Source organism: Chitinophaga sp. H8 (assembly GCF_040567655.1).
Lineage (GTDB): Bacteria > Bacteroidota > Bacteroidia > Chitinophagales > Chitinophagaceae > Chitinophaga > Chitinophaga defluvii.
The window spans coordinates 171,323-192,811 of the sequence record NZ_JBEXAC010000002.1; the positions used below are offsets into that span (position 1 = coordinate 171,323).

The 21,489-nt window shown below is 46.0% G+C and carries 12 protein-coding genes; 1 reads left to right on the top strand and 11 read right to left on the bottom strand.

The features are described 5' to 3' along the window. Window positions 1–47: 47 nt before the first annotated feature. From ABR189_RS14450 to ABR189_RS14495, 10 genes are all read right to left on the bottom strand, one after another. Window positions 48–578, bottom strand: coding sequence for a glucosaminidase domain-containing protein (locus ABR189_RS14450; protein WP_354661225.1), 531 nt, complete (start codon window positions 576–578; stop codon window positions 48–50). Between the two features lie 279 nt (window positions 579–857). Further along, the gene (gene aspS / locus ABR189_RS14455; RefSeq protein ID WP_354661226.1) at window positions 858–2,606 is read right to left on the bottom strand and encodes an aspartate--tRNA ligase; all 1,749 of its coding nucleotides are present in this window, start codon (window positions 2,604–2,606) and stop codon (window positions 858–860) included. A gap of 183 nt (window positions 2,607–2,789) precedes the next feature. After that, window positions 2,790–3,842 (bottom strand): NAD(P)/FAD-dependent oxidoreductase, encoded by a 1,053-nt coding sequence (locus ABR189_RS14460; protein WP_354661227.1) that lies wholly within the window; start codon window positions 3,840–3,842, stop codon window positions 2,790–2,792. Between the two features lie 129 nt (window positions 3,843–3,971). Further along, a complete protein-coding gene (locus ABR189_RS14465; RefSeq protein WP_354661228.1) occupies window positions 3,972–10,052 on the bottom strand; it encodes an alpha-2-macroglobulin family protein in 6,081 nt (2,026 codons plus the stop codon). Between the two features lie 119 nt (window positions 10,053–10,171). Beyond that, entirely contained in the window at window positions 10,172–10,936 is a 765-nt protein-coding gene (gene map, locus ABR189_RS14470; RefSeq protein ID WP_354661229.1) for a type I methionyl aminopeptidase, read from the bottom strand. A 144-nt stretch (window positions 10,937–11,080) separates the two neighbouring features. Further along, window positions 11,081–11,968: a succinate--CoA ligase subunit alpha gene (gene sucD / locus ABR189_RS14475; RefSeq protein WP_354661230.1), complete on the bottom strand. Its 888-nt coding sequence runs from the start codon at window positions 11,966–11,968 to the stop codon at window positions 11,081–11,083. A 136-nt stretch (window positions 11,969–12,104) separates the two neighbouring features. Then, window positions 12,105–12,911 (bottom strand): ABC transporter ATP-binding protein, encoded by an 807-nt coding sequence (locus tag ABR189_RS14480; protein WP_354661231.1) that lies wholly within the window; start codon window positions 12,909–12,911, stop codon window positions 12,105–12,107. 14 nt (window positions 12,912–12,925) lie between these two features. Beyond that, on the bottom strand, window positions 12,926–13,669 hold the full coding sequence (locus tag ABR189_RS14485) for an MlaE family ABC transporter permease (RefSeq protein WP_354661232.1): 744 nt from the start codon (window positions 13,667–13,669) through the stop codon (window positions 12,926–12,928). A 70-nt stretch (window positions 13,670–13,739) separates the two neighbouring features. Next, window positions 13,740–14,771 (bottom strand): hypothetical protein, encoded by a 1,032-nt coding sequence (locus tag ABR189_RS14490; protein ID WP_354661233.1) that lies wholly within the window; start codon window positions 14,769–14,771, stop codon window positions 13,740–13,742. A 174-nt stretch (window positions 14,772–14,945) separates the two neighbouring features. After that, complete coding sequence (locus tag ABR189_RS14495) at window positions 14,946–17,249, bottom strand: NADP-dependent malic enzyme (protein WP_354661234.1); 2,304 nt, start codon at window positions 17,247–17,249, stop codon at window positions 14,946–14,948. 115 nt (window positions 17,250–17,364) lie between these two features. Here ABR189_RS14495 and ABR189_RS14500 point away from each other — a divergent pair, with 115 nt between their 5' ends. Beyond that, window positions 17,365–17,805, top strand: coding sequence for a DUF4293 domain-containing protein (locus ABR189_RS14500; protein ID WP_354661235.1), 441 nt, complete (start codon window positions 17,365–17,367; stop codon window positions 17,803–17,805). Between the two features lie 444 nt (window positions 17,806–18,249). Here ABR189_RS14500 and uvrA read toward each other — a convergent pair whose 3' ends face one another. Further along, a complete protein-coding gene (uvrA, locus tag ABR189_RS14505; protein ID WP_354661236.1) occupies window positions 18,250–21,066 on the bottom strand; it encodes an excinuclease ABC subunit UvrA in 2,817 nt (938 codons plus the stop codon). Window positions 21,067–21,489: the final 423 nt, after the last annotated feature.

Genomic DNA, 21,489 nt, shown 5'->3' on the forward strand with positions numbered 1-21,489 from the left:
ATGCTTCTTTTCCGTACCGCTATTTATAAATCAGAGATAGGTGAGCCCTACGGTTGCTTGGCTACATCTACATCCATTTTTGTATCCAGCTGGTACAATTTATGACGATTAATAATAGCAGTCACTCTTTTAATCCACACCTGCCCTGCCGAAGAATATCCTCCATGGTTCATGTGTTTGAGCCATGTGGCAAAATCAGGTTTCCCCTGCACTTTACTGAACCATTTTTTACTGGCCAGCAACCGGGCAAAATGTTTGTAGGAATCCAGGTCTGTAGCATACTCCTTGTAACTTGACCGGTAACCTGCTTTACGCTTGGCCAGATTGTTTTTGCCCACAATACCAAAGTGATTGCGCAGCAATTTAGTGTTTTTACTATTTCCTGCACCAGATTCCAGCATCGCAACTCCTAATATCACACTGGCAGGGATACCGGTTTCTTCCATGATCTCCTGGGATACCGGCGTATATTTTTTAATATAACTCTTGGTAGAATGCTGTGCAGACACAACATTGCTGAGCAATATAAAGATGGCACATAACCATACCCTTCCTTTGAGCTGTTTAAAATATCTCATAGTAATAGTATTTGTTCGTGGTGTTGTTTGTATTGGTAATTTCAGCATGTTTTGTCTCTCCTCATTTTCGCCAAACGCGAGCTGCGTTGATACAGCAATAATAGTTTAAAAAGTTATATAATATATTTGTTTATTATTAATTTCCTATATCCGTTAATATCTTGTTAATATTTCAACCCCCTTATAATTGCACCAATCCCCTTTGACACCATTTTAATAGCATCAAAGGGGACATGATCCATAAAAAAGTACCTGCATATTGCAAATAATGTGCCGGTATTATTTCACAAGCGCAATTTTCAGTTCATTCAGCTGTATCTGGTCTATTTCTGCAGGCGCATCCAGCATCACATCACGTCCTGAGTTGTTTTTCGGGAACGCGATAAAGTCCCGGATACTTTCACTGCCACCCAACAGGGCGCATAAACGGTCAAATCCCAGCGCAATACCACCATGCGGAGGAGCCCCATATTCAAAAGCTCCTAAAAGAAAGCCAAACTTATGCCAGGCCTCTTCTTTGGTCATTCCTAATGCCGCAAACATCTTTTCCTGCAAATCCCTCTGGAAAATACGGATAGACCCTCCGCCTATTTCCGTACCGTTTAATACTATATCGTAGGCATTTGCCTTAATACTGCCGTATTTTGATAAATCATCCATCCAGCTGATATGCTCCGGCTTGGGAGAGGTGAACGGATGATGGCGTGCCACCCAACGGTTTTCATCCTCTACAAATTCAAACAAGGGGAAATCTATTACCCACAACGGCTTAAATTCATCTTTATTGCGCAATCCCAGCCTTTCCCCCATCTCCAGTCTCAGCTCACTCATCGCTTTCCGGGTCCGCTCTTCCCTGCCAGCCAGCACCAGGATAAGATCTCCGGGTTGTGCCTGACATTGCTGCGCCCAACCTGCCAGCTTGGTTTCGTCAAAAAACTTATCCACAGAACTCTTCAGCGTACCGTCTGCATTATATTTTACATATATCAGCCCGTTCATGCCTATCTGCGGACGTTTTACCCATTCTGTCAGCTCATCCAATTGCTTACGGGTATATTCACTGCAACCTTTTGCACAGATGCCTACTACTAATTCCGCCTCATCAAACACCTTAAAGCCCTGGCCTTTAACCAGTTCGGTCAGATTAGACAACTTCATCTCAAACCTGATATCCGGTTTGTCATTCCCATAATATTCCATCGCATCATCCCAGGTCATCCGGGGAAAAGCCTCCTGGAAGGTGATCCCTTTAATTTCCTGGAAAACATGCTTTAACATATCTTCAAATGTTGCCAGAATATCCTCCTGGTCTACAAAACTCATCTCACAGTCAATCTGGGTAAATTCCGGCTGGCGATCTGCCCGGAGGTCTTCATCCCGGAAACATTTCACCACCTGGTAATACCGGTCATAACCACTTACCATCAACAATTGTTTAAATGTTTGCGGAGATTGTGGCAATGCGTAGAACTGGTTCGGGTTCATACGGCTGGGTACCACAAAATCACGGGCGCCTTCCGGTGTGGATTTGATCAGAAAGGGGGTTTCAATATCCATAAATCCCCTGGTATCCAGAAAGTTACGGGCCGACCGGTTCACCCGGTAGCGCAATTCCAAGTTTTGCTTTACCACATTGCGGCGCAAATCCAGGAAACGGTACTTCATCCGCAACTCATCTCCGCCATCCGTATCATCCTGGATGGTAAAAGGAGGCGTTTTAGCGCCGTTCAGGATCTTAAACGCCGATACAGCGATCTCTATGCTTCCTGTAGGAATGTTGTTGTTTTTGCTGGACCTTTCGGCTACCGTACCGCTTACCTGCAATACAAATTCACGGCCCAGGGGCTGTTCATCCAGTTGCGGATTAAGTGCCTCGCCAAAAAGCAGCTGTGTAATGCCATACCGGTCACGCAGATCCACAAAAGTGATGCTGCCAAATTTCCTCACTGTTTGTATCCAACCAGCCAATGATACGTGCTGGCCCACCTGTTCCATTCTTAGTTCACCACAAGTGTGCGTCCTATACATATTGTAGATTTATAAATTGGTCAATAGTTTGCTGATTGCTGGGCCTGCAAGGCCTTCGGCTTAGATATCAATTGATAATCAATTGATTAACTGGCAACAGTTGTCCTGGGGCATGTGCTGATACCGTTCCGCCGGGGTGCAAAGATACATGATGAAGGCCTGATTTTTATCCCCCGGTTCCCTTTATTTAAAATACCGCTTAATATCTACTTCCGGCATCAACGGGCTATGCCCTACCAGGTGCTGCACAAAATGATGTGCCATAAAGGGCGCCAGTGAGCACCCTTTGGTGCCCAACCCATTGAATATACCAATAGCTGTCTGCTGAGGATGCATCCCTATCATGGGGCGGCGGTCATTTCCGGAAGGCCGTACTGCTGCCAGCTGATCTAATATCTCATACGGAACCATCAGTAACTGCCGGAGGCTCTCCTCCAGTTTGGCTCCCTGCGCTGCCGTGGGATGATCATCTGCATAATCCCATACAAAAGACGATCCGGCCCAGAATATTTCCGGCTCCTGGGGCACCAGGGTAATTCCTTTTTTGATGATATCAGCTGTAATTAACCCAGGTATCTTTACCAACAATACTTCTCCTTTATTGGGCAGGAAAGTCAGCTTTTCAAACCAGGGATTATTGGTGGTAGCCACGCCGTCACAAAAGATAATTTTATCAGCTTTCACGCCTTGGTAAGTTACCCCATTATCTGTCACCTCTAAAAGCCGGTAATCCAGCCTTTGCTCCAGTAATGATCTGGTGGCCAGCAGATACTGGCGGTAAGCAGGTAGCAGTGTACGCAACTGCAACGTAGCACCTTTTACAATGGCAGCACCATGTGGCTGTTGCAGCCAACCGGCAAACCGGTCTTCCTGCGGATCTGTTGTATAAGGACTGGGATGCACTCCGGCCGTTTTAGTTTTAAAGGCTTGCTGCATCTGCTCCGAAGGAAATACCATCCAGATATCCCTTTCCGTAAAAACATCCTCCCCCAGTAAAGCCCCCATCTGGTGATACGTAGCTTTGGCAAACGGATAGATCGTATCATACATCCACGCTGGCTCAAACCGGCGCCCGGATACAGGATTAATAATTCCCGCTGCCACCCTGGAAGCACTGTTCGCTTTCCCTTCATCCATCACCAGCACTGTTTTACCTGCCTGCTGTAGAAAAAAACTTAGCATCGTTCCTGCGATCCCCTGCCCTACCAAAAGATAATCTACTTTTCGCTGTTCCATGTACCTCCTTACGTTTTGCTTTACAAATAAACAGGAATTCTTACGGTATGCAAACTACCTTATAAAAAACCGGCCCCAAAGCAAGTGATGCATTGAGGCCGGTGGCTGATGTTACTGACAGCAAATAACTTATTCTGTCACCTTCACCCGGATGCCTTCGCTATGGGCACTGAATTCCGGTGCATACATACATTGTACCGTGCTGATGCCATTAGAGAAATTACCCAGATGGGTTACGAACAACGTATATTCAAATACGTAAGTACCTTTAGGCAGATAACTGAAGAAGAAATTAGTAGAAGCATCTTTTGTGCTTTCATAATAACTTAATCCATTCTGCCACTTGCTGGCGCTGATTACATTGGTAGGCTCAAAGCAGGCCGCCCGCATATCCTTCAGATGTACATATTCCATCGGCCTGTCTGATCTTAATACGATCTGTACTTTCACCTTATCTCCTACTCTCAGCTGATTACCATCTGTAATTTTTGTCAGTACCGGCCCCTTCTCTGTATTCCTTTCTATGAATAATTGTTTCTCCAGCACCAATGGTGTTTTGGCAGCGGTGATTTTATCCAGCTGCTCAAAATATTGCCAGTATACTGCGCCCCATGCCGGCTGTCCCTCACTCTTTTTCATGCTCACTTTTATATCTCCCATTGCTGGCTTCACAGCCTTTGCATCAAAACTTTTCTTGAAATACCCTGTTCCGGCTTCGGCTTTTTCAGTAGTGCTGCTAATGGTTTCACTGCCTAATGTAATACTCACTTCCGGCTCCGCGGCTAGCCATTGCTGGCTACCTAACAGCATCGCATAACAGGCATCTGCAGTGGCCTTGGTAGTATGCCAGCTATTGGTTTGTTTATTTTTCAGCAGCCAGGTTTTCAGATCACTCACAGCATCCTTATCATCAGAGAGTGTGTTAAACACTTCAACCATCAGCGATTGTATTTCTATAGGCGCCTGATACCAGAAGTAACCGGCAGTATTACTTTTCCAATACATCCCCATTTCCGGTGATTGGATCGCATTTTCTTTGAGCGACTTTAATATGCCAGCCGATGTGATCTTGTCGCCTGCACGGTACAATGCAAGTGCAATCATCCCCTGCGCATATTTATCCTGCGTTACCCAGTATCTCGCAGCCTGCGACATGAAATAGTCGTAGGCGGGTTTTATCTTTTGCGGGATACTCCTGTTTTTAAACAAACTGCGCATATACAGGTAATGAATCTGTATCTGGCTGATCTGTTGTGCTTTCATATCTACTTTATCCCTGTGCAGCAGATTATAATAATCTTTATCCAGTTGTGTATCCAGGTAAGCCATTGCTTTATCCACCATCTCCATATCCACCTCATCTGTAGCGTTCAGCTGCAGCAGACGGCCTACACCTGCCACGATATACTGCGTAATATAGCGGTCTTCCCACATGCCTGTAAACCAGGGGAAAGCGCCGGAAGGTAATTGTTTATCCTTCAACTGCTGCATAGCTGCTTTGCCTTCACTTTGCATACGTTGCAGGTTAAATAATAACGATAACCTTTGCTTTTGCTCCGACTCTTTTTTGGCGGCCATCACCCAGGGGGTTTCCTGCAGTAACACGGACTTCAATTCTTCATTCTTTGCCAGGTTGCTGATCAGTGCAGCAGTATCTGTTGTTTTCCATTTCTCAAATACCGCTTTAATGCCTGGTGTAACGGCTACGATATGTGCAGCCAGTGTATTGGCATAAAAGCGGTTAAATACCTGTTCGGCACACTGGTAAGGATACTCCATCAGGTAAGGTAATGCCTGTACGGCATACCATACGGGTTTGCTGGTAAACTCTACGGTTACCCCATGCTGCCTTAATGTTTGGGAGGTATCACTGTGCAACAGTTTCTCCATTTTAAAAGTATGTGTACCGTCACCCCGTACAGCCAGTGGCATTGTTTCTGTCACCATCATGGAATTGGTGAGCACCGGCAATGCATTTTCTTCTCCATCGCTGAAGTTACCCGCCTGTGCCACAATACGGTACAACAATGCACTCTGGAAATCATTAGGTATCTGCAAAGGGAAACTCACGGAAGTGCTCTGTCCTTTCTGTGCGGTAAAATGCTGTACCGGGAACATATTGCGGAACCAGCCATCTACCGGCTGCATAGTAGCTGCATCCAATAACTCCAGGCGCGCCTGTCCGATCAATGTACTGTCTGCCAGGTTGGTGATCTTGGCACTGAACTCCATGTTATCACCTTCCCGCAAAAAGCGGGGAGCATTAGGCAGCACCATCAATGGCTTTTGCGTTACAATACTTGTTTCCGTACTTCCTACAGACATATCTTTAGTATGCGCCAGGCTCAGGAATTTCCAACGGGTAAGTGCTTCCGGTACGGTAAACTCAAAAGAGATATTCCCGTCTTTATCGGTACGCAGGTCCGGGAAAAAGAATGCCGTTTCCTGGAAGTTTTTACGTGGTGCAATGTTTTCCATAGCTGGTGCTGCTCCGCCTGCCGAACCAGCATCTTTAGCTTCGGCTGTAGCTGCCTGTGGGGCAGGGGCGGCTACCAATGCTTCATCAGCTATAGTAGTTACAGATCCGGTAATATTTGACTTTTTCTGCACCGCATAACCCACTACCTCTACTTCTTTCATCCTGTTTTTGTCTGTACCGGCAGGCGCTCTGTTCCCTCTCAGCATAATCCTTACCGGACCGTTGCCTGTCCAGCCAAACCAGTTCAGCGCATCATAAGAAAAAGGGGTAGCAGTTCTGCTGCTGGCCTTTCCATTATATCTTATCTCTGCATCTGCTGCGTAAAAATTGTTATGCCCCTCCCAGTTACCATTGCCATAAAAAGAAGGATATAATCCCTGCAAATTCCAGGAATGAGAACGGAAAGCATCCAGGGAAGCATCATACATTCCTCCCAGCATTTCGGCAGCTACTTTAGTGCCTTTATATCCTTTGATCTGCAAAGACCATTTCTCTTTTTCTCCGGGCAATAGTTTATCCCGGTGCGCAGCAATTTTAATATCCAGGGTTTTGTTATCCCAAGGCACATTTATTTGCTGTTGTGTGGCATACACGCGGTTGTCTTTCACAAAAACAAAGTTTACAGACAATCCGCCGCGGTCTGTTTCGCTGACCTTATAAGGTATATCCTTTACCGCAGCAGATAAATCCAGGAAAGACACGGTTTCTTTTTTATCCTGCTGCTGGATGGTTTGTATCACATGCAGCTCCCTGGCAGTAGTACCCAGCATCATGTTGATCTTATCGCCTGGCGCATATGCTTTGGGTTCATCATACTGCCATAGATAAGCAGGGTAAGATAATTTACCGGCATTGGCATCTACCAGCTCAAACACCTTCTTCTGCTGTACCGTTTCCCCAAATTTATCTTTGGTAGTTACTTCCAGTTCATACATTCCCGGTGTCAGTTTTTGTTTACCAGCAGCCACATTACCACTTTCAGTAGTAGTGGCACTTTGCTGCCATACAGCTGCTTTACGCTGCCAGTGTTCCGGATCGCTTTCATTTTTATAAACATCCAGTGGGAATGCTTTTACGTATTCCTCCTGCGACATAACAAACTGATCCGGTTCTTCCCAATAACGGGCGCGGATCAAACGATACGGAGCCTGCAATGGTTTCACCTGCATACTTACAGTAGCAGGTTCAAATACACCATTCAGATTTTGTGTAATAATGTGCAGGGAATCCAGTTCTTTGGCCTGCACTCTTTCCGGGAGATTAATGGTAAGCTGCAGGGCCTGATAGCCGGCAGATACATTTTGTGTGCCACTCTGATTTTCGCCGTTCAGATCTGTTACATCTGCATATACGGTATAGGTAAATACCGGCTTCATATCAGCACTTATCTTATTATCCGGCAATGCAGGAAAGGTAACAGTGAAAGCACCATTCGCATCTGTTTTGATTTCTCCCTGTGTTATTTCACGTGCAGAAAAATAAGGCATTCCTTTACCACGGAACAACCAGAAATAAGGGAAACGGGCCTGGCGCTGTACGCGGTATTTTACTTTAGCGCCATCTATATTACTACCGGCATAGGCCAGTGCTTTACCAGTTACAGTGATGCTGTCGCCTACCCGGTAAGTGCCTTTTACGGGTTCAAACTCCACATAGAATTTCGGACGTTTGTATTCTTCTACAGAGAAATATCCTTGCCCGCTTTCTGCGGCATCTTCCAGTCGGAACATGCCGTTCATACGGCCCTGTGGTAATACAAACTTGCCTGAATAAGCACCATATTCATTGGTTTGTACTTTCATAGAGTCCACTACGGTACCGTTATTGTCGTATAAGAACAAGGTAGTTTTATAATCAGCCCTTACCTGTTGCGCATGATTATTACCTGATTTTTCAATTACAATACCTTTAAAGTAGAGGGTTTGTCCAGGGCGGTAAATAGCGCGGTCTGTAAACAGGAAGGTACGTGGTTTAGCCTTTGGTTCGGGCTGCTCCTGGTTTACATACAGGTAATTGTAGTTATCCAGGTACAGCACGTCTTCCTTGTTGATCCATTCCAGCCGGGCATTCACACTACGTTTCACCGGCAATAAACTTACGCCGCCTTGTTTGTTGGTCACCACCGTTTGCAGCAGCGTACGCTTGCCATAATCATCATCACTGGTCCATACCTTTAAGGTAACACCTGCTAATGGCTTACCCGTTTGCCGGTCCAGCGCATAATAATCGTTCCCTTTATTAATGTAGCTGATGGCAGACACATGTACAAACTGTGCTGCCAGCGGATTGTTTTCTAAAGCAAAATTGGGTGATACACTGGCCAGGATAACATACTGCCCTAACGGCAACGCATCTATTTTAATCTCTGCCCGGTGGCTCATATAGTCTTTGGGATCAGTAAGCGTTTGCTCCCAGGACTTTTGTGGTGTACGGTCACGCAATAGTTTCCAGTAACTGCTCCGGTTGTCCCGATAATCATTTTTAGCCGTACGCAATGCACTGCGGAATGCTTCATCGATCTGTATTACGCGTAGATACAGTTTATTAATGTTCTTGTAGGTAACGAGTGTACGGAAAGGCGTCCCTGGCAGGTTTACCTGTTCTGTTTTCAGTGCCAGCTGTTTATACTGGATATTGGTCAGCAATTCTTCGCATTGTACTGCACCCCGCGATGTAGGCGCCTTCCTGATGGCCTGTTCGCACAGTGCTTTTGCCCTGGCTACCCAGTTTTCACTTTTAGTATTGGCGGTACCGTTTTCTTGTTGTTGTACACCTTGCTGCCAGTAGCTTTGTGCCAGGAGGTACATCACACCGGCTACTCCCGCTTCTCCCTCATAGGTTTGCTGCTGCTGTTCCAATGCCTTTATATACAGCTCTTCTTTATCGGGCATGATGCCTACCTGGTTCATGTAGCCCACTCTCTCCATGTCCACATCGAGCAGTGCGGCTTTATTCTTTTCATGAAAGCGCAGTAATTCCTGGAGCAGGAGGAGCGCTTTGTATTGCAGGGAGGTGGAGTCTGTGGTAGTAAAAGTATGTTTCGCAAAAACTGTTGCCGGTGCAAACGCGGTGGCATCCGCCAGTTCAAACTGATTGGCCGGGTTATTAATATTGCTTTCACCGGATTTGTACCAGTCTAATGCCCGGTGAGCCAGCAGATCATACAAGGTGGGTCTTAACTGCCGGGAGTTGGCACCTTCCTGTATGATGGCATCATACTTACTGATGGCCGTATTTTGCAATTCACTTACATTGGATAACGACGCTTCATATGCCGTGCTGATCTCTTGTTGCAAACGAGGCAGGCTCCAGGTGGTAATATCTGTACCAGCATCATCTGCTACTGCTGTACGGTTATACAATTTATACCGGTTGCCATTCAGATAACGTTGCATCAGCTCTGCCTTCATACTTTGCAGAATGGCTTTAGAGGGGCCACTTGCCATGTTTATCTGTTTATCCATCTCCTGCAGGTTTTGCAGGGTGGCGCTATCTTCAGTAACATCCCGGTATTTTAGCTGATAAATCAGTGCTTTGAGCTGTTGGGCAGCCTGTTTATCTTTTACTGCGCTGGTGTAAATACTATTTACGATCTCCAGGGCCGACTTGGGCAAGCCTTCCTCCTCCAGGGCAGCCACTTTCTTCCATTGTGCGTCATACTTGCTTTGAGCCATAACAGATGTTGTGCTGATGATTAAAATAAGGGTGAGTATGCTTATAAAATAGCGCATGGGTAAACTGATTTTATATAAAAGTTAGTTGCATTAGCAACATGATGCGGGCAACCCGCCGGTTTCCATAAAGCGGGGAAAAAAATACTGCAGGCGGGGTAGCGGTAATAATAATTATACTAGTCCCATATCCCATTGGATGCGGTTAATATGATCGGTTCCTTATCAGTTACTACAATGGTATGTTCATGTTGTGCTACAAAGCTGCCATCTGCAGTAGAGAGTGTCCAGCCATCACCGGTATCAATCGCATAGTTAGCCCTGGTGGAGATAAATGTTTCCACGGCCACTACGGCATTTTTCTGGAACTTGCCCCGGTTAAACCGGTCATAAAAACAGGGAATCCCATGCGGCGGTTCGTGCAGGCTTCTGCCTATGCCATGCCCCAGCAGGTTTTTTATTACGGTAAAGCCATCTTTCTGGGCGGATTTGGCAATGGTACGGCCTACTTCTGCAATCTTTACCCCATGCCGTATTTGTTGCAGCGCTTTACGCAAGGCATTTTTGGAGCTTTCTACCAAAGGGTTCAGGTGTTGAAAATCCTGTCCCAGTACAAATGATCCGCCATTGTCGGCAAAAAAGCCATTCAGTTCAGCAGAAACATCAATATTGACCAGGTCACCTTCCTGCAAAATGATATGGGCAGCGGGGATACCATGCGCTACGGCATGATTTACGCTGATACAGGCACATCCCGGAAAACCGTAACTGATCTTTGGGGCAGGACGGGCGCCAAAAGCATCCAGTATGGCTGCACCAAATTCGTCCAGTTCCAGGGTACTCATGCCGGGTTTTGCATATTCCCGCATGGCTTTGAGGGTTTTTCCTACGGCTTCGCTGGCCTGCATCATTCCTGTTAAGTCGTCGTTAGAGGCTATAGACATCTAGGTTAATTTTTGGAGGTGTTATTAAATTTAAGCATAAAACAGGAAATACAGGGGTCCTGCCATCCTGCTGGTTTGTTTAAAACAAAAATCCTTCCAGCCTGTGCGCCAGAAGGATTTTTAATATAAAAATATTGACCGTAATTAAGCAAGCGCACCGGCTTTACTTAATACTTCTGCCATTGTTTTTCCGATGTTGGCAGGGCTTTCTACCACATGTACACCACATGCTGCCAGTATTTTCATCTTAGCAGCAGCAGTATCGTCTGCACCACCAATGATGGCACCTGCGTGGCCCATACGACGACCCGGAGGGGCAGTCTGACCAGCAATAAAGCCTACTACCGGTTTGGTAGCATTTTCCCTGATCCATTCTGCTGCTTCTGCTTCCATGCTACCACCAATTTCACCGATCATGATGATACCATCCGTTTCCGGATCGTTCATCAGCAGTTCTACGGCTTCTTTGGTAGGTGTACCGATGATAGGATCTCCACCAATACCAATAGCGGTAGAAACACCTAAACCAGCTTTAACTACCTGGTCTGCAGCTTCATATGTTAAAGTACCGGATTTGGATACGATACCGATACGGCCTTTCTTGAAGATAAAGCCAGGCATGATACCTACTTTAGCTTCTTCTGCGGTGATCACACCAGGGCAGTTAGGCCCGATCAGGCGGGTAGTTTTTCCCATCAGGAAATTCTTCGCCTTTACCATATCCTGTACAGGAATACCTTCTGTAATACAAACTACCAAAGCAACACCAGCTTCAGCAGCTTCCATAATAGCATCTGCAGCAAATGCCGGTGGTACAAAAATGATAGATACATCTGCTCCGGTAGCTTTTACCGCATCGTCTACTGTATTGAATACAGGACGCTCCAAATGCGTGCTGCCGCCTTTGCCAGGGGTAACACCGCCTACCACCTGTGTGCCATACTCAATCATCTGTGTAGCATGGAATGTACCTTCTGTACCGGTAAATCCCTGAACAATCACTTTGCTATGCTTATTAACTAAAACACTCATCGCGCTTGGTTTATTGGTTTATTTATTATGTATTTCCTACTTCTTTTGCCTTTTGGAGGGGCAAAAATAAAGCATAAATCCGTTACTTGTAGATAGTTAATTGTTAATTCTTATATGACAACCTGCTGATGGCCCGTTATTCGCCCTTCTTCAGCTTATCTTTCCAGCTATTGTCCTGGAACATTTCCATCTGCCGCATTTCTTTGGCATCCCGGAGAAATTCTGATGCAAAGATAAAGTCATTCAGCTTCTGATCCTTGCTAAATACGATTTCCTTATTGCTGCCTTCCCATTGCTTTACTCCCTGATACATATAGATGATATGATCACCGCTTTCCATCACGGTATTCATATCATGGGTGTTGATCACAGTAGTAATATTGTATTCCACCGTCAGTTCCTTGATCAGCTTATCTATCAGCAGGGAAGTCTGGGGGTCCAGCCCTGAGTTGGGTTCATCACAAAACAGGTATTTGGGATTGAGTACGATAGCACGGGCAATACCTACCCGTTTTTTCATCCCACCACTTATTTCAGCAGGAAATTTCCTGGCGGCATCTGTCAGGTTTACCCTGTCCAGACATTCCTGTACCCTTTTTTTCTTATCGCGCAGATTGCCGGTACCGAACATATCCAGCGGAAACATCACATTCTGCTCTACCGTCATACTGTCAAACAGGGCCGATCCCTGGAACAGCATCCCTATTTTCTGGCGGATGATCATTTTTTCCCGAATATCCATACCGGTAAAATCTTCCTGATCATACAGGATCTTACCACTATTTACATCCATCAGCCCCACAATACATTTCATCATCACTGTTTTTCCACTACCACTGGAGCCAATGATCAGGTTTACCTTACCGGATTCCATCACTGCCGATACGCCCTTCAATATCTCCTTATCCCCAAAGCTTTTTCTTATGTCTTGCAGTTCAATCATATTTTGAATTTATCCTACAACAATATTGCAGATAATGCGTAATCGGCAAATAATATTAATATACAGCTCACCACTACCGCTTTGGTACTGGCTTTACCTATTTCCAGGGCGCCCCCCTCCACATTATAACCGTAATAGGCAGATATGCTGGAGATAATAAACGCAAACGTATAGGATTTACACATGGCAAATACCACATTAAAGGCCCGGAAATCCTGTCGCAACCCTTGCAGGAACTGATCTTCCGAAATAATGCCTGCCAGTACCCCTGCTTCCTTACCTCCCCAGATCCCTAAAAACCCGGCAATGGCTACCAGTACTGGTATCATCAGCAACGCGGCCAGTATTTTAGGCATTACCAGGTAGCCCTTGGTGTTGATCCCCATAATCTCCAGGGCATCTATCTGCTCGGAAATACGCATATTTCCCAGCTCAGAAGCTATTTTGGAGCCAATTACCCCGGCCAGTACAATACAGGTAAGTGTAGGAGCAAACTCCAGGATAATGGTATCCCTTACGATCTGGGCAATCGTGCTTTTAGGAATGATGGGACTTACCAGCTGGTAAGCGGTTTGCAGGGTAGTAACCCCTCCCATAAACAGGGAAATGATAAATACTATACCAAATGAACCTACGCCAATATCTACGCATTGCTGCATAAACTGCTTCCAGTACATCCGCATATTTTCCGGGCGGGAAAACATGCCTTTCAGCATCAATATAAAATTTCCAAAATGATAGAAGAATTTGAACTCCATAGCTGACCAAAGATAGGAAATAGTCGATAGTACGTCGTTTATAGTTCAAGGTTTTTTGTGATGCCAACCCCTACCGCCTGCTTTTTACCAATAACTGCTTCAGGCAGCGCTCGATAATTTCGCCCATGGTTTTGCAACGGGCATAGGCCGGATCGTCGTAGTACTGTGCCAGTTCTTCGCCCAGCTGCTTGATTTTTTCGGGCAGGGATACCCGGTCTACCATAATCACATCTCTCAGGTCCTTGATCCGGTGACGCTGGGCTTTGATACGCCGGGCTATTACTGCCCGCTCCTCCTGCTGGTACTGCTTTACCACCTCCGCATTCAGGTGCTTGATAGCCAGTTCCACAAACACCCTGTTTTCTTTAAAATACTGGGGCATATAAAGCGTGCGCTTCCCTTCATAAAACTGCTGGTCAAAATCAATGGCCCGGATGCGGAATTGCACATCATCAAAATCCGGGGTGATGTCAATCACAAAGTTATAGGAGCGCATATCTCCCAGTAGCCGTACAAAACACCGCTCATTGAACTTTACAAACTCTTTGGCTATACGTTTGGGGTTAAAATCAAGGCGGTCCAGGTAATGCAGGATAAACTGATCGCCCGGTACACCGGCAATATGCTCTTCTACCAGGGTATTCCCATCTACCAGGAAATTGATCCAGTAGGGCGACAGGATATGTTCCAGCTCCAGCCCGTATATACGGGAAGCATCGGCTATCTTGATATAAAAATAGTCGTATACCTCATTATAGTTATTGACGATCTTGATACGGAAAGGATGGGAATTGCCAAAGGTGCAGTAATCGATCCGCTCTATATGCAGGTGTTCTTCTGCGGCCTGGTCTCCTCCGGCTTTCAGGTTGGAATAAATCCGTTTCAACCCTGCGTGAATAGGTCTCATCATGCTTTGCGGGTAAAATACCGTTTCCCACAGCGTATCTTTTCCTTCCTTATCATACACCGAAATACTGTGATCGTAATACCGCAGTTCCTCATAAGATACCGGCAGGCTCACCTCCCTTTCATACAGCTTCAGGTAATTCCTGAAAGCAGGATTAAGGGGGAAGAAGATTTTTTTCCGTGAAATGCTTTGCATGTGCTGATGACTACTGACGCAAGTTGCTGGTTAAATAATGAAAGTAAAATTATAGCACTTTATTGTATTGTGGATGATTTGCGAAAAAGTCTTACAAAAAAGGAGGCCTCCTTTCAGAGCCTCCCCTTTTTCAATCAGCTATTTCATCATCTGCTAAAAATGTATAGCGTCTGGTTATCTTTTCTTCTTAGGTGTTGTTATTTCCTTACAGCATTTTACCTGTGCATCTACTACTGCAATGTTTACCATGTTTACAATCTGCCTAACGGTACTGCCTAACTGCAGGATATGTACCGGTTTTTTCATCCCCAGCAGGATAGGTCCGATGGAATCAAATCCTGCCACTTCCTGCAGCAGGTTATATGCCACATTACCCGCTGCCAAGTTAGGGAAGATCAGGGTATTTACCTCTCCTTCTATCAGCTCACTGAAAGGGTAATTATCTTTCAGGATTTCTTTATTAAAGGCCATCGCTGCCTGTATTTCCCCATCTACCACCAGGGTAGGATCTTTTTGTTTCACGATTTCGCGGGCCTTGCTTACCAGCTGTGCCTCCGGTGTAGGGCTGGAGCCATAGTTGGAGTAAGATACCATGGCTATGCGCGGGGTGATATTGAAGGTCTTTACTTCTTTGGCTACCATCAGGGTAATATCGGCCAGTTCTTCTGCGGTAGGATTAAAGTTGACCGTAGTATCTGCCAGGAATAACGGTCCGCGTTTGGTATTGATGATATACATCCCTGCCACACGTTTGGCCCCTGCCTCCATGCCTATTACCTGCAGTGCCGGGCGGATTGTATCCGGGTATTTACGGGTAAGGCCGGAAATCAGTGCATCCGCCTCTCCGGTTTCTACCATCATACAACCGAAGTAGTTACGTTCCCGCATTACCTTTTTGGCTTCATAGAGATTAAAGCCCTTACGCTGCCGTTTCGCAAAGAAAAGCTCTCCGTACTCATGGCGCTTTTCATGCATGCTGTCGGCTTTTGGATCAATGATTACGGTATCATCCAGCTCAATCGCATTTTCTGCGGCCAGGCGGCGTATACGTGATTCACTGCCCAATAATATCGGAATGGCAATCCCTTCATCCCTTACCACGATAGCTGCTTTCAGCACTTTCAGGTTATCAGCTTCCGCAAATACCACCTTACGCGGATCTTTACGGGCTTTGGAACCAATCACGCGGAACAGGTGATTATCCAGTCCCAGGCGGCCATTCAACTGTTCAATATAAGCATCCCAGTCGGTGATAGGCTTTTGTGCCACACCACTTTCCATAGCTGCTTTTGCAACCGCAGGCGCTACCGTGCTCAGCAAACGCGGGTCCAGCGGCTTGGGAATAATATAGGTAGGGCTGAAATAAATGCTTCTTTCGTTATAGGCCATGTTCACAATATCCGGAACAGACGACTTGGCCAGGTCGGCCAGGGCTCTTACTGCAGCCAGTTTCATCGCTTCATTGATCTGCGTAGCTCTTACATCCAGCGCACCACGGAAGATATAGGGGAATCCCAATACGTTATTTACCTGGTTAGGATAATCAGAGCGGCCTGTAGCCATGATTACATCCGGCCGGGCAGCAATGGCAGTTTCGTAGGCAATTTCAGGATCAGGATTGGCCATCGCAAAAACAATCGGCTGCTTAGCCATGCTCTTGATCATTTCCGGTGTTACTACATTGCCCACAGACAGGCCCAGGAACACATCCGCACCTTTCATAGCCGCTGCCAGATCGGTTACTTTCGATGTGGTAGCAAACTGCATATGCATATCCGTCAGGTCTGTGCGCGACTTATTCAGCACACCGTTTTTATCAAACAGGATAAAGTTTTCCGGTTTGGCGCCCAATGCTACATACAGCTTTACACAAGCCATGGCGGCAGCACCAGCGCCATTTACCACCAGCTTTACCTTTTCTATCTTCTTTTTTACCAGCTCCAGGGCATTCAGCAGGGCCGCTCCGGAAATAATGGCGGTACCGTGCTGGTCGTCATGCATCACCGGGATCTTCAGCTCCTTTTTAAGCCGTTCTTCAATTTCAAAGCACTCCGGACTTTTAATATCTTCCAGGTTGATCCCTCCGAAAGTAGGTTCCAGCGCTTTCACCGCACTCACAAATCCGTCTACATCTTTTGTGTTCAGCTCTATATCAAACACATCGATGTCTGCAAATATTTTGAATAATACGGCCTTGCCTTCCATTACCGGCTTACCGGCTTCGGGGCCAATATCGCCCAAACCCAGTACGGCAGTACCGTTGCTGATTACACCTACCAGATTACCTTTGGCAGTGTACCTGTATACATTTTCTACATCATTAAAAATTTCTTTACAGGGCTCTGCTACTCCGGGAGAGTAGGCTAGTGAGAGATCCCATTGTGTTTTGGTGTTTTTGGTAGGTATAACTTCTATCTTACCCGGCCTGCCCATCTCATGATAGTCCAAAGCATCCTGCTTATTCAGTTTTCTTGCCATATAAAGATTGTTATTGGGCATGCAATATACGAACTATCAAAGGAACGCTTATAGCACGAAAGCGTGGGTTCACAAATATTGCTTACTTTTATGGCGTTAAACATTTGGAATTAACATGATACAACGTATCCAAAGTCTTTATTTACTATTGGCAGCAGCTGCCGGTACTGCTACCTGGTTTTTCAATTTATGGAAAGCGACCCTCAATAATGGTACTATTACCTACTTCAATGCGCAGTCCAGCTACCTCGTATTTGTAGTATATATGATCATTGTAGCACTGGCTGTTACCTGTATCTTTTTATACAAAAACCGTAAGTTGCAATTCCGCCTTACTGTAGTGAACCTCCTGTTTGCCATTGCAGCTACTGCCCTGCAATACCTGAAAGTTCAGGACAATGCCAATGACCTGGTTACGAAAGGATTTACCATCAGCTCCGCTACTTATCTTCCGGCGGCGTTCCTACCCATATTAATCCTCATTTTCCTGTTCCTGGCTGCCAGAGGCATTTATAAAGATGAAAGGCTGATTAAGTCCCTCGATAGGCTGAGATAAAGAGCTGTTAGCTTTTTATAGCATTGAGCTATTAGCCTTTAGCTATTAGCTCAATGCAGCGGATGAAAGCTGTTAGCTTTTAGTAGTTAGCTTTTAGCTCAATGCAGCGGATGGTTCAATGATAGTTATATCCTAATGATCTGTTGCCTGTGTGGTAATTTTGCCCCACAGGATAGTTTTGTTAAACCCATTTCATAGCCTTTTATGCTCTATTCATACTCTATCTATGCTTTAACTATGCTTTAACCATGCTTTAACTATGCTTTAACTATGCTTCAAGCATAGGTGACTCGTCCTAAAATAGGTTTACACCCATGCCTTCACTTGAGAAAACTTTACATGTAAGGTAACAGATGGCTTTTAAAAGAGGGCAAAATGCATGGATTCGCTGCATTTAAGCTAATAGCTAAAGGCTAACAGCTAAAAGCTTTCTTCCGCTAAAAGCTATAAAAATTTGCCCGTATAGCTCTCCTTCACATTTTTCAGTCCTTCGGGAACGCCGGCATACAGCAGGGTACCACCGCCGGCACCACCTTCTGGTCCCAGGTCAATGACCCAGTCGGCGCTACGGATTACGTCCAGGTTATGCTCAATGACGATCACAGAGTGCCCCTGGTCTATCAATGCATTAAAAGAAGCCAGTAGTTTCTTGATATCATGAAAATGCAGCCCGGTGGTAGGCTCATCAAAAATAAACAGGATATGCCCCTGCGCCTTCCCTTTGCCAAGGAAGGAAGCCAGTTTTACACGTTGTGCTTCCCCGCCACTCAGGGTATCACTGCTTTGTCCAAGCTTCACATATCCCAGGCCCACGTCGCTCAGGGGGCGTATTTTATTGCATACATCTTTTTCCTCCTTAAAAAACTCAAGGGATTCATCCACACTCATTTCCAGCACATCAAAAATGCTTTTCCCCTTGTAATGCACTTCCAGCACTTCTTCCTTAAAGCGTTTGCCTCCACAGCTTTCACAAACCAGGTGTACATCGGCCAGGAACTGCATTTCCACAATCACTTCCCCTTCTCCTTTGCAGGCGTCACAACGGCCGCCATCCACGTTAAAGGAAAAATGCTTGGGCTGGAATCCCCGCATTTTGCTCAGTGGCTGTTTGGAATACAGGTCACGGATTTCATCATATGCCTTGATGTAGGTGACCGGATTGGAGCGGGAAGATTTACCGATCGGGTTCTGATCTACCATTTCTATCTGGGTAACGCTGTCCATGTCTCCTTTCATAGACCGGTGCTGCCCTACCCTGTCGGCAAACTCGCCTTTCAGCTTCATCAGCGCCGGGTAAAGTATTTGTTTTACCAGGGTAGTTTTTCCGGAACCACTCACCCCGCTCACTACGCAGAGCAGATTAAGCGGAAAATCCACGTCTACATTCTTCAGATTATGCTGACGGCAACCTTCCAGGGTAATAGACTTTTTCTTTTTGCGGGTTTTGGCAGGCGGCTCAATAAACATGGCCCCGCTCAGGTATTTGCCTGTCAGGCTTTTACTGTCTATCAGAATCTGGTCGTAAGTACCCGCAAAGGTTACCTCTCCTCCCAGGTGACTGGCCAGTGGTCCCATATCGATAATGAAATCGGCCTCCTGCATCATCTGTTCATCATGCTCTACCACCACCACCGTATTGCCCAGGTTACGCAGGTCTTTTAACACCTGGATCAACCGGTGGGTATCGCGGGCGTGCAGTCCTATACTGGGTTCATCCAGGATATACAGTGAGTTGGTCAGGTTACTGCCCAGGGTACGGGTCAGCTGGATACGCTGGCTTTCCCCACCACTCAGGGTATTGGCCACCCTGTTGAGGGTAAGGTACCCTAGCCCTACATCCAGCAATGTTTTCAGGCGATGATTGATCTCTATTAAAATACGTTTGGCTACCTGCTGGTCGTATTCATTCAGCTGCAGGTTGGCAAACCAGGTTTGCAGGTCCTGTACCGGCAAGTCTACCAGCTGGGCAATATTACGATCTGCTACTTTTATGTAAAGCGCTTCCTTACGCAGGCGGCCGCCTCCGCAATCCGGACACACGGTACGTCCACGATAGCGGGCCTGTAATACCCGGTATTGCACCTTATACAGGTTTTGCTCTACCATTTTAAAGAACTCGTTCAGTCCGTAGAAATGCTCGTTGCCCGTCCACAGCACTTTGTACTGCTCCTCTGTAAGTTCAGACACCGGCTTATGGACAGGGAAACCAAACTTACGGGCAGCTTTTATCAATGCTTCTTTATACTCGCCCATCTTTTCCCCCCGCCAGGCAGCAATCGCGCCTTCAAAAACGCTGAGGCGCTTATCCGGTATCACCAGGTCGGCATCAATGCCCAGTACCTGACCAAAACCTTCGCATGTAGGACAGGCCCCAAAAGGATTATTAAAAGAGAACAGGTTAGGTACCGGCTCTTCAAAAGTAAGTCCGTCCAGCTCAAACCGGTTGGCAAAATGCACCAGCTCTTTCCCGTCTATTTCGAGGTAACAATCGCCCTCACTTTCATAAAAGGCGGTTTGCACACTATCCGCTATCCGGTGTTTGTCTTCTTCATCAAAATCTTTCACCACCAACCGGTCTATCAGCACATAAGTGGTTTCAGGCAGCGCCGGCTTTTTTTCTTCCAGCAGCTCCTCTATACGTAATAAGCTCCCCCCGCTTTTACCGGTGGCATACAACCGGGAGAACCCTTTCTGCAATAATATGTTCAGCTCTTCTTTTGCATCCCGCTTGGCATGCTTACGGAAAGGTACGAGCAACTGTACCTTGGCGCCGGTGGTCAATGCACAGATATAATCCACCACATCACTTACCTCCTGTTTTTTGACCAGCCCACCTGATATAGGGGAATAAGTTTTGCCAATCCGGCCATACAACAGCCGGAGATAATCATAGATCTCTGTCATAGACCCTACGGTAGAGCGGGGTGTACGGGTGATTACCTTTTGCTCAATAGCAATGGCGGGGCAAATACCTTTGATGTAATCCACATCCGGCTTGTTCATCCGCATCAGAAACTGACGGGCATAGGAGCTGAGACTTTCCGCATAGCGGCGCTGCCCTTCTGCATACAAGGTATCCATGGTAAGGGATGATTTCCCTGACCCTGACACACCAGTAACAACTACCAGTTTACTGCGCGGGATGCCTACACTTACATTCTTGAGATTGTGTACCCTGGCGCCTTTTATATATATCTGATCCTGGGGGCTAACTGCCTGCTGATCAATGACGGTTTCCTGCTTTTTTACTTTTGTTCCCATTACAGGAACAAATTTAGCTAAAAGTTGGGAGTACATCCATCACTGTTTATAACCTTTATTCCCTCCTTTTTTGAACGGAATATCAGTCAATAATACTTTCATGACCAGGTGCTTGGACAGCACAAAAAAAATTAAATCTAATTATATCCTTATCTCTACCGGTTATCAGCCCTAAGCTGCCAACTACCATTTACCGCCTGCCTGGCACTATGAACCTTCCATCAATTTTCATTGGGAGGTCTTGTTTTTCTGAACTATTCAATTATATTTGCAATGGACCAGATCTATACCTTGGAACATTCATATCATCTTTAACTAAAAAACGGCTCATTATAGCATAAACTTTACCTACAAACAACCTACTGACGTTAAAGTCCGTATATACAATTTACAAACCCGTCTATTGTGGAAGTTTATGCAAAT

What these genes read in the sequence shown, in the direction of transcription:
- ABR189_RS14450 (WP_354661225.1), bottom strand. Translation starts at nt 578, where the DNA reads ATGAGATATTTTAAACAGCTCAAAGGAAGGGTATGGTTATGTGCCATC.
- aspS (WP_354661226.1), bottom strand. Translation starts at nt 2,606, where the DNA reads ATGTATAGGACGCACACTTGTGGTGAACTAAGAATGGAACAGGTGGGC.
- ABR189_RS14460 (WP_354661227.1), bottom strand. Translation starts at nt 3,842, where the DNA reads ATGGAACAGCGAAAAGTAGATTATCTTTTGGTAGGGCAGGGGATCGCA.
- ABR189_RS14465 (WP_354661228.1), bottom strand. Translation starts at nt 10,052, where the DNA reads ATGCGCTATTTTATAAGCATACTCACCCTTATTTTAATCATCAGCACA.
- map (WP_354661229.1), bottom strand. Translation starts at nt 10,936, where the DNA reads ATGTCTATAGCCTCTAACGACGACTTAACAGGAATGATGCAGGCCAGC.
- sucD (WP_354661230.1), bottom strand. Translation starts at nt 11,968, where the DNA reads ATGAGTGTTTTAGTTAATAAGCATAGCAAAGTGATTGTTCAGGGATTT.
- ABR189_RS14480 (WP_354661231.1), bottom strand. Translation starts at nt 12,911, where the DNA reads ATGATTGAACTGCAAGACATAAGAAAAAGCTTTGGGGATAAGGAGATA.
- ABR189_RS14485 (WP_354661232.1), bottom strand. Translation starts at nt 13,669, where the DNA reads ATGGAGTTCAAATTCTTCTATCATTTTGGAAATTTTATATTGATGCTG.
- ABR189_RS14490 (WP_354661233.1), bottom strand. Translation starts at nt 14,771, where the DNA reads ATGCAAAGCATTTCACGGAAAAAAATCTTCTTCCCCCTTAATCCTGCT.
- ABR189_RS14495 (WP_354661234.1), bottom strand. Translation starts at nt 17,249, where the DNA reads ATGGCAAGAAAACTGAATAAGCAGGATGCTTTGGACTATCATGAGATG.
- ABR189_RS14500 (WP_354661235.1), top strand. Translation starts at nt 17,365, where the DNA reads ATGATACAACGTATCCAAAGTCTTTATTTACTATTGGCAGCAGCTGCC.
- uvrA (WP_354661236.1), bottom strand. Translation starts at nt 21,066, where the DNA reads ATGGGAACAAAAGTAAAAAAGCAGGAAACCGTCATTGATCAGCAGGCA.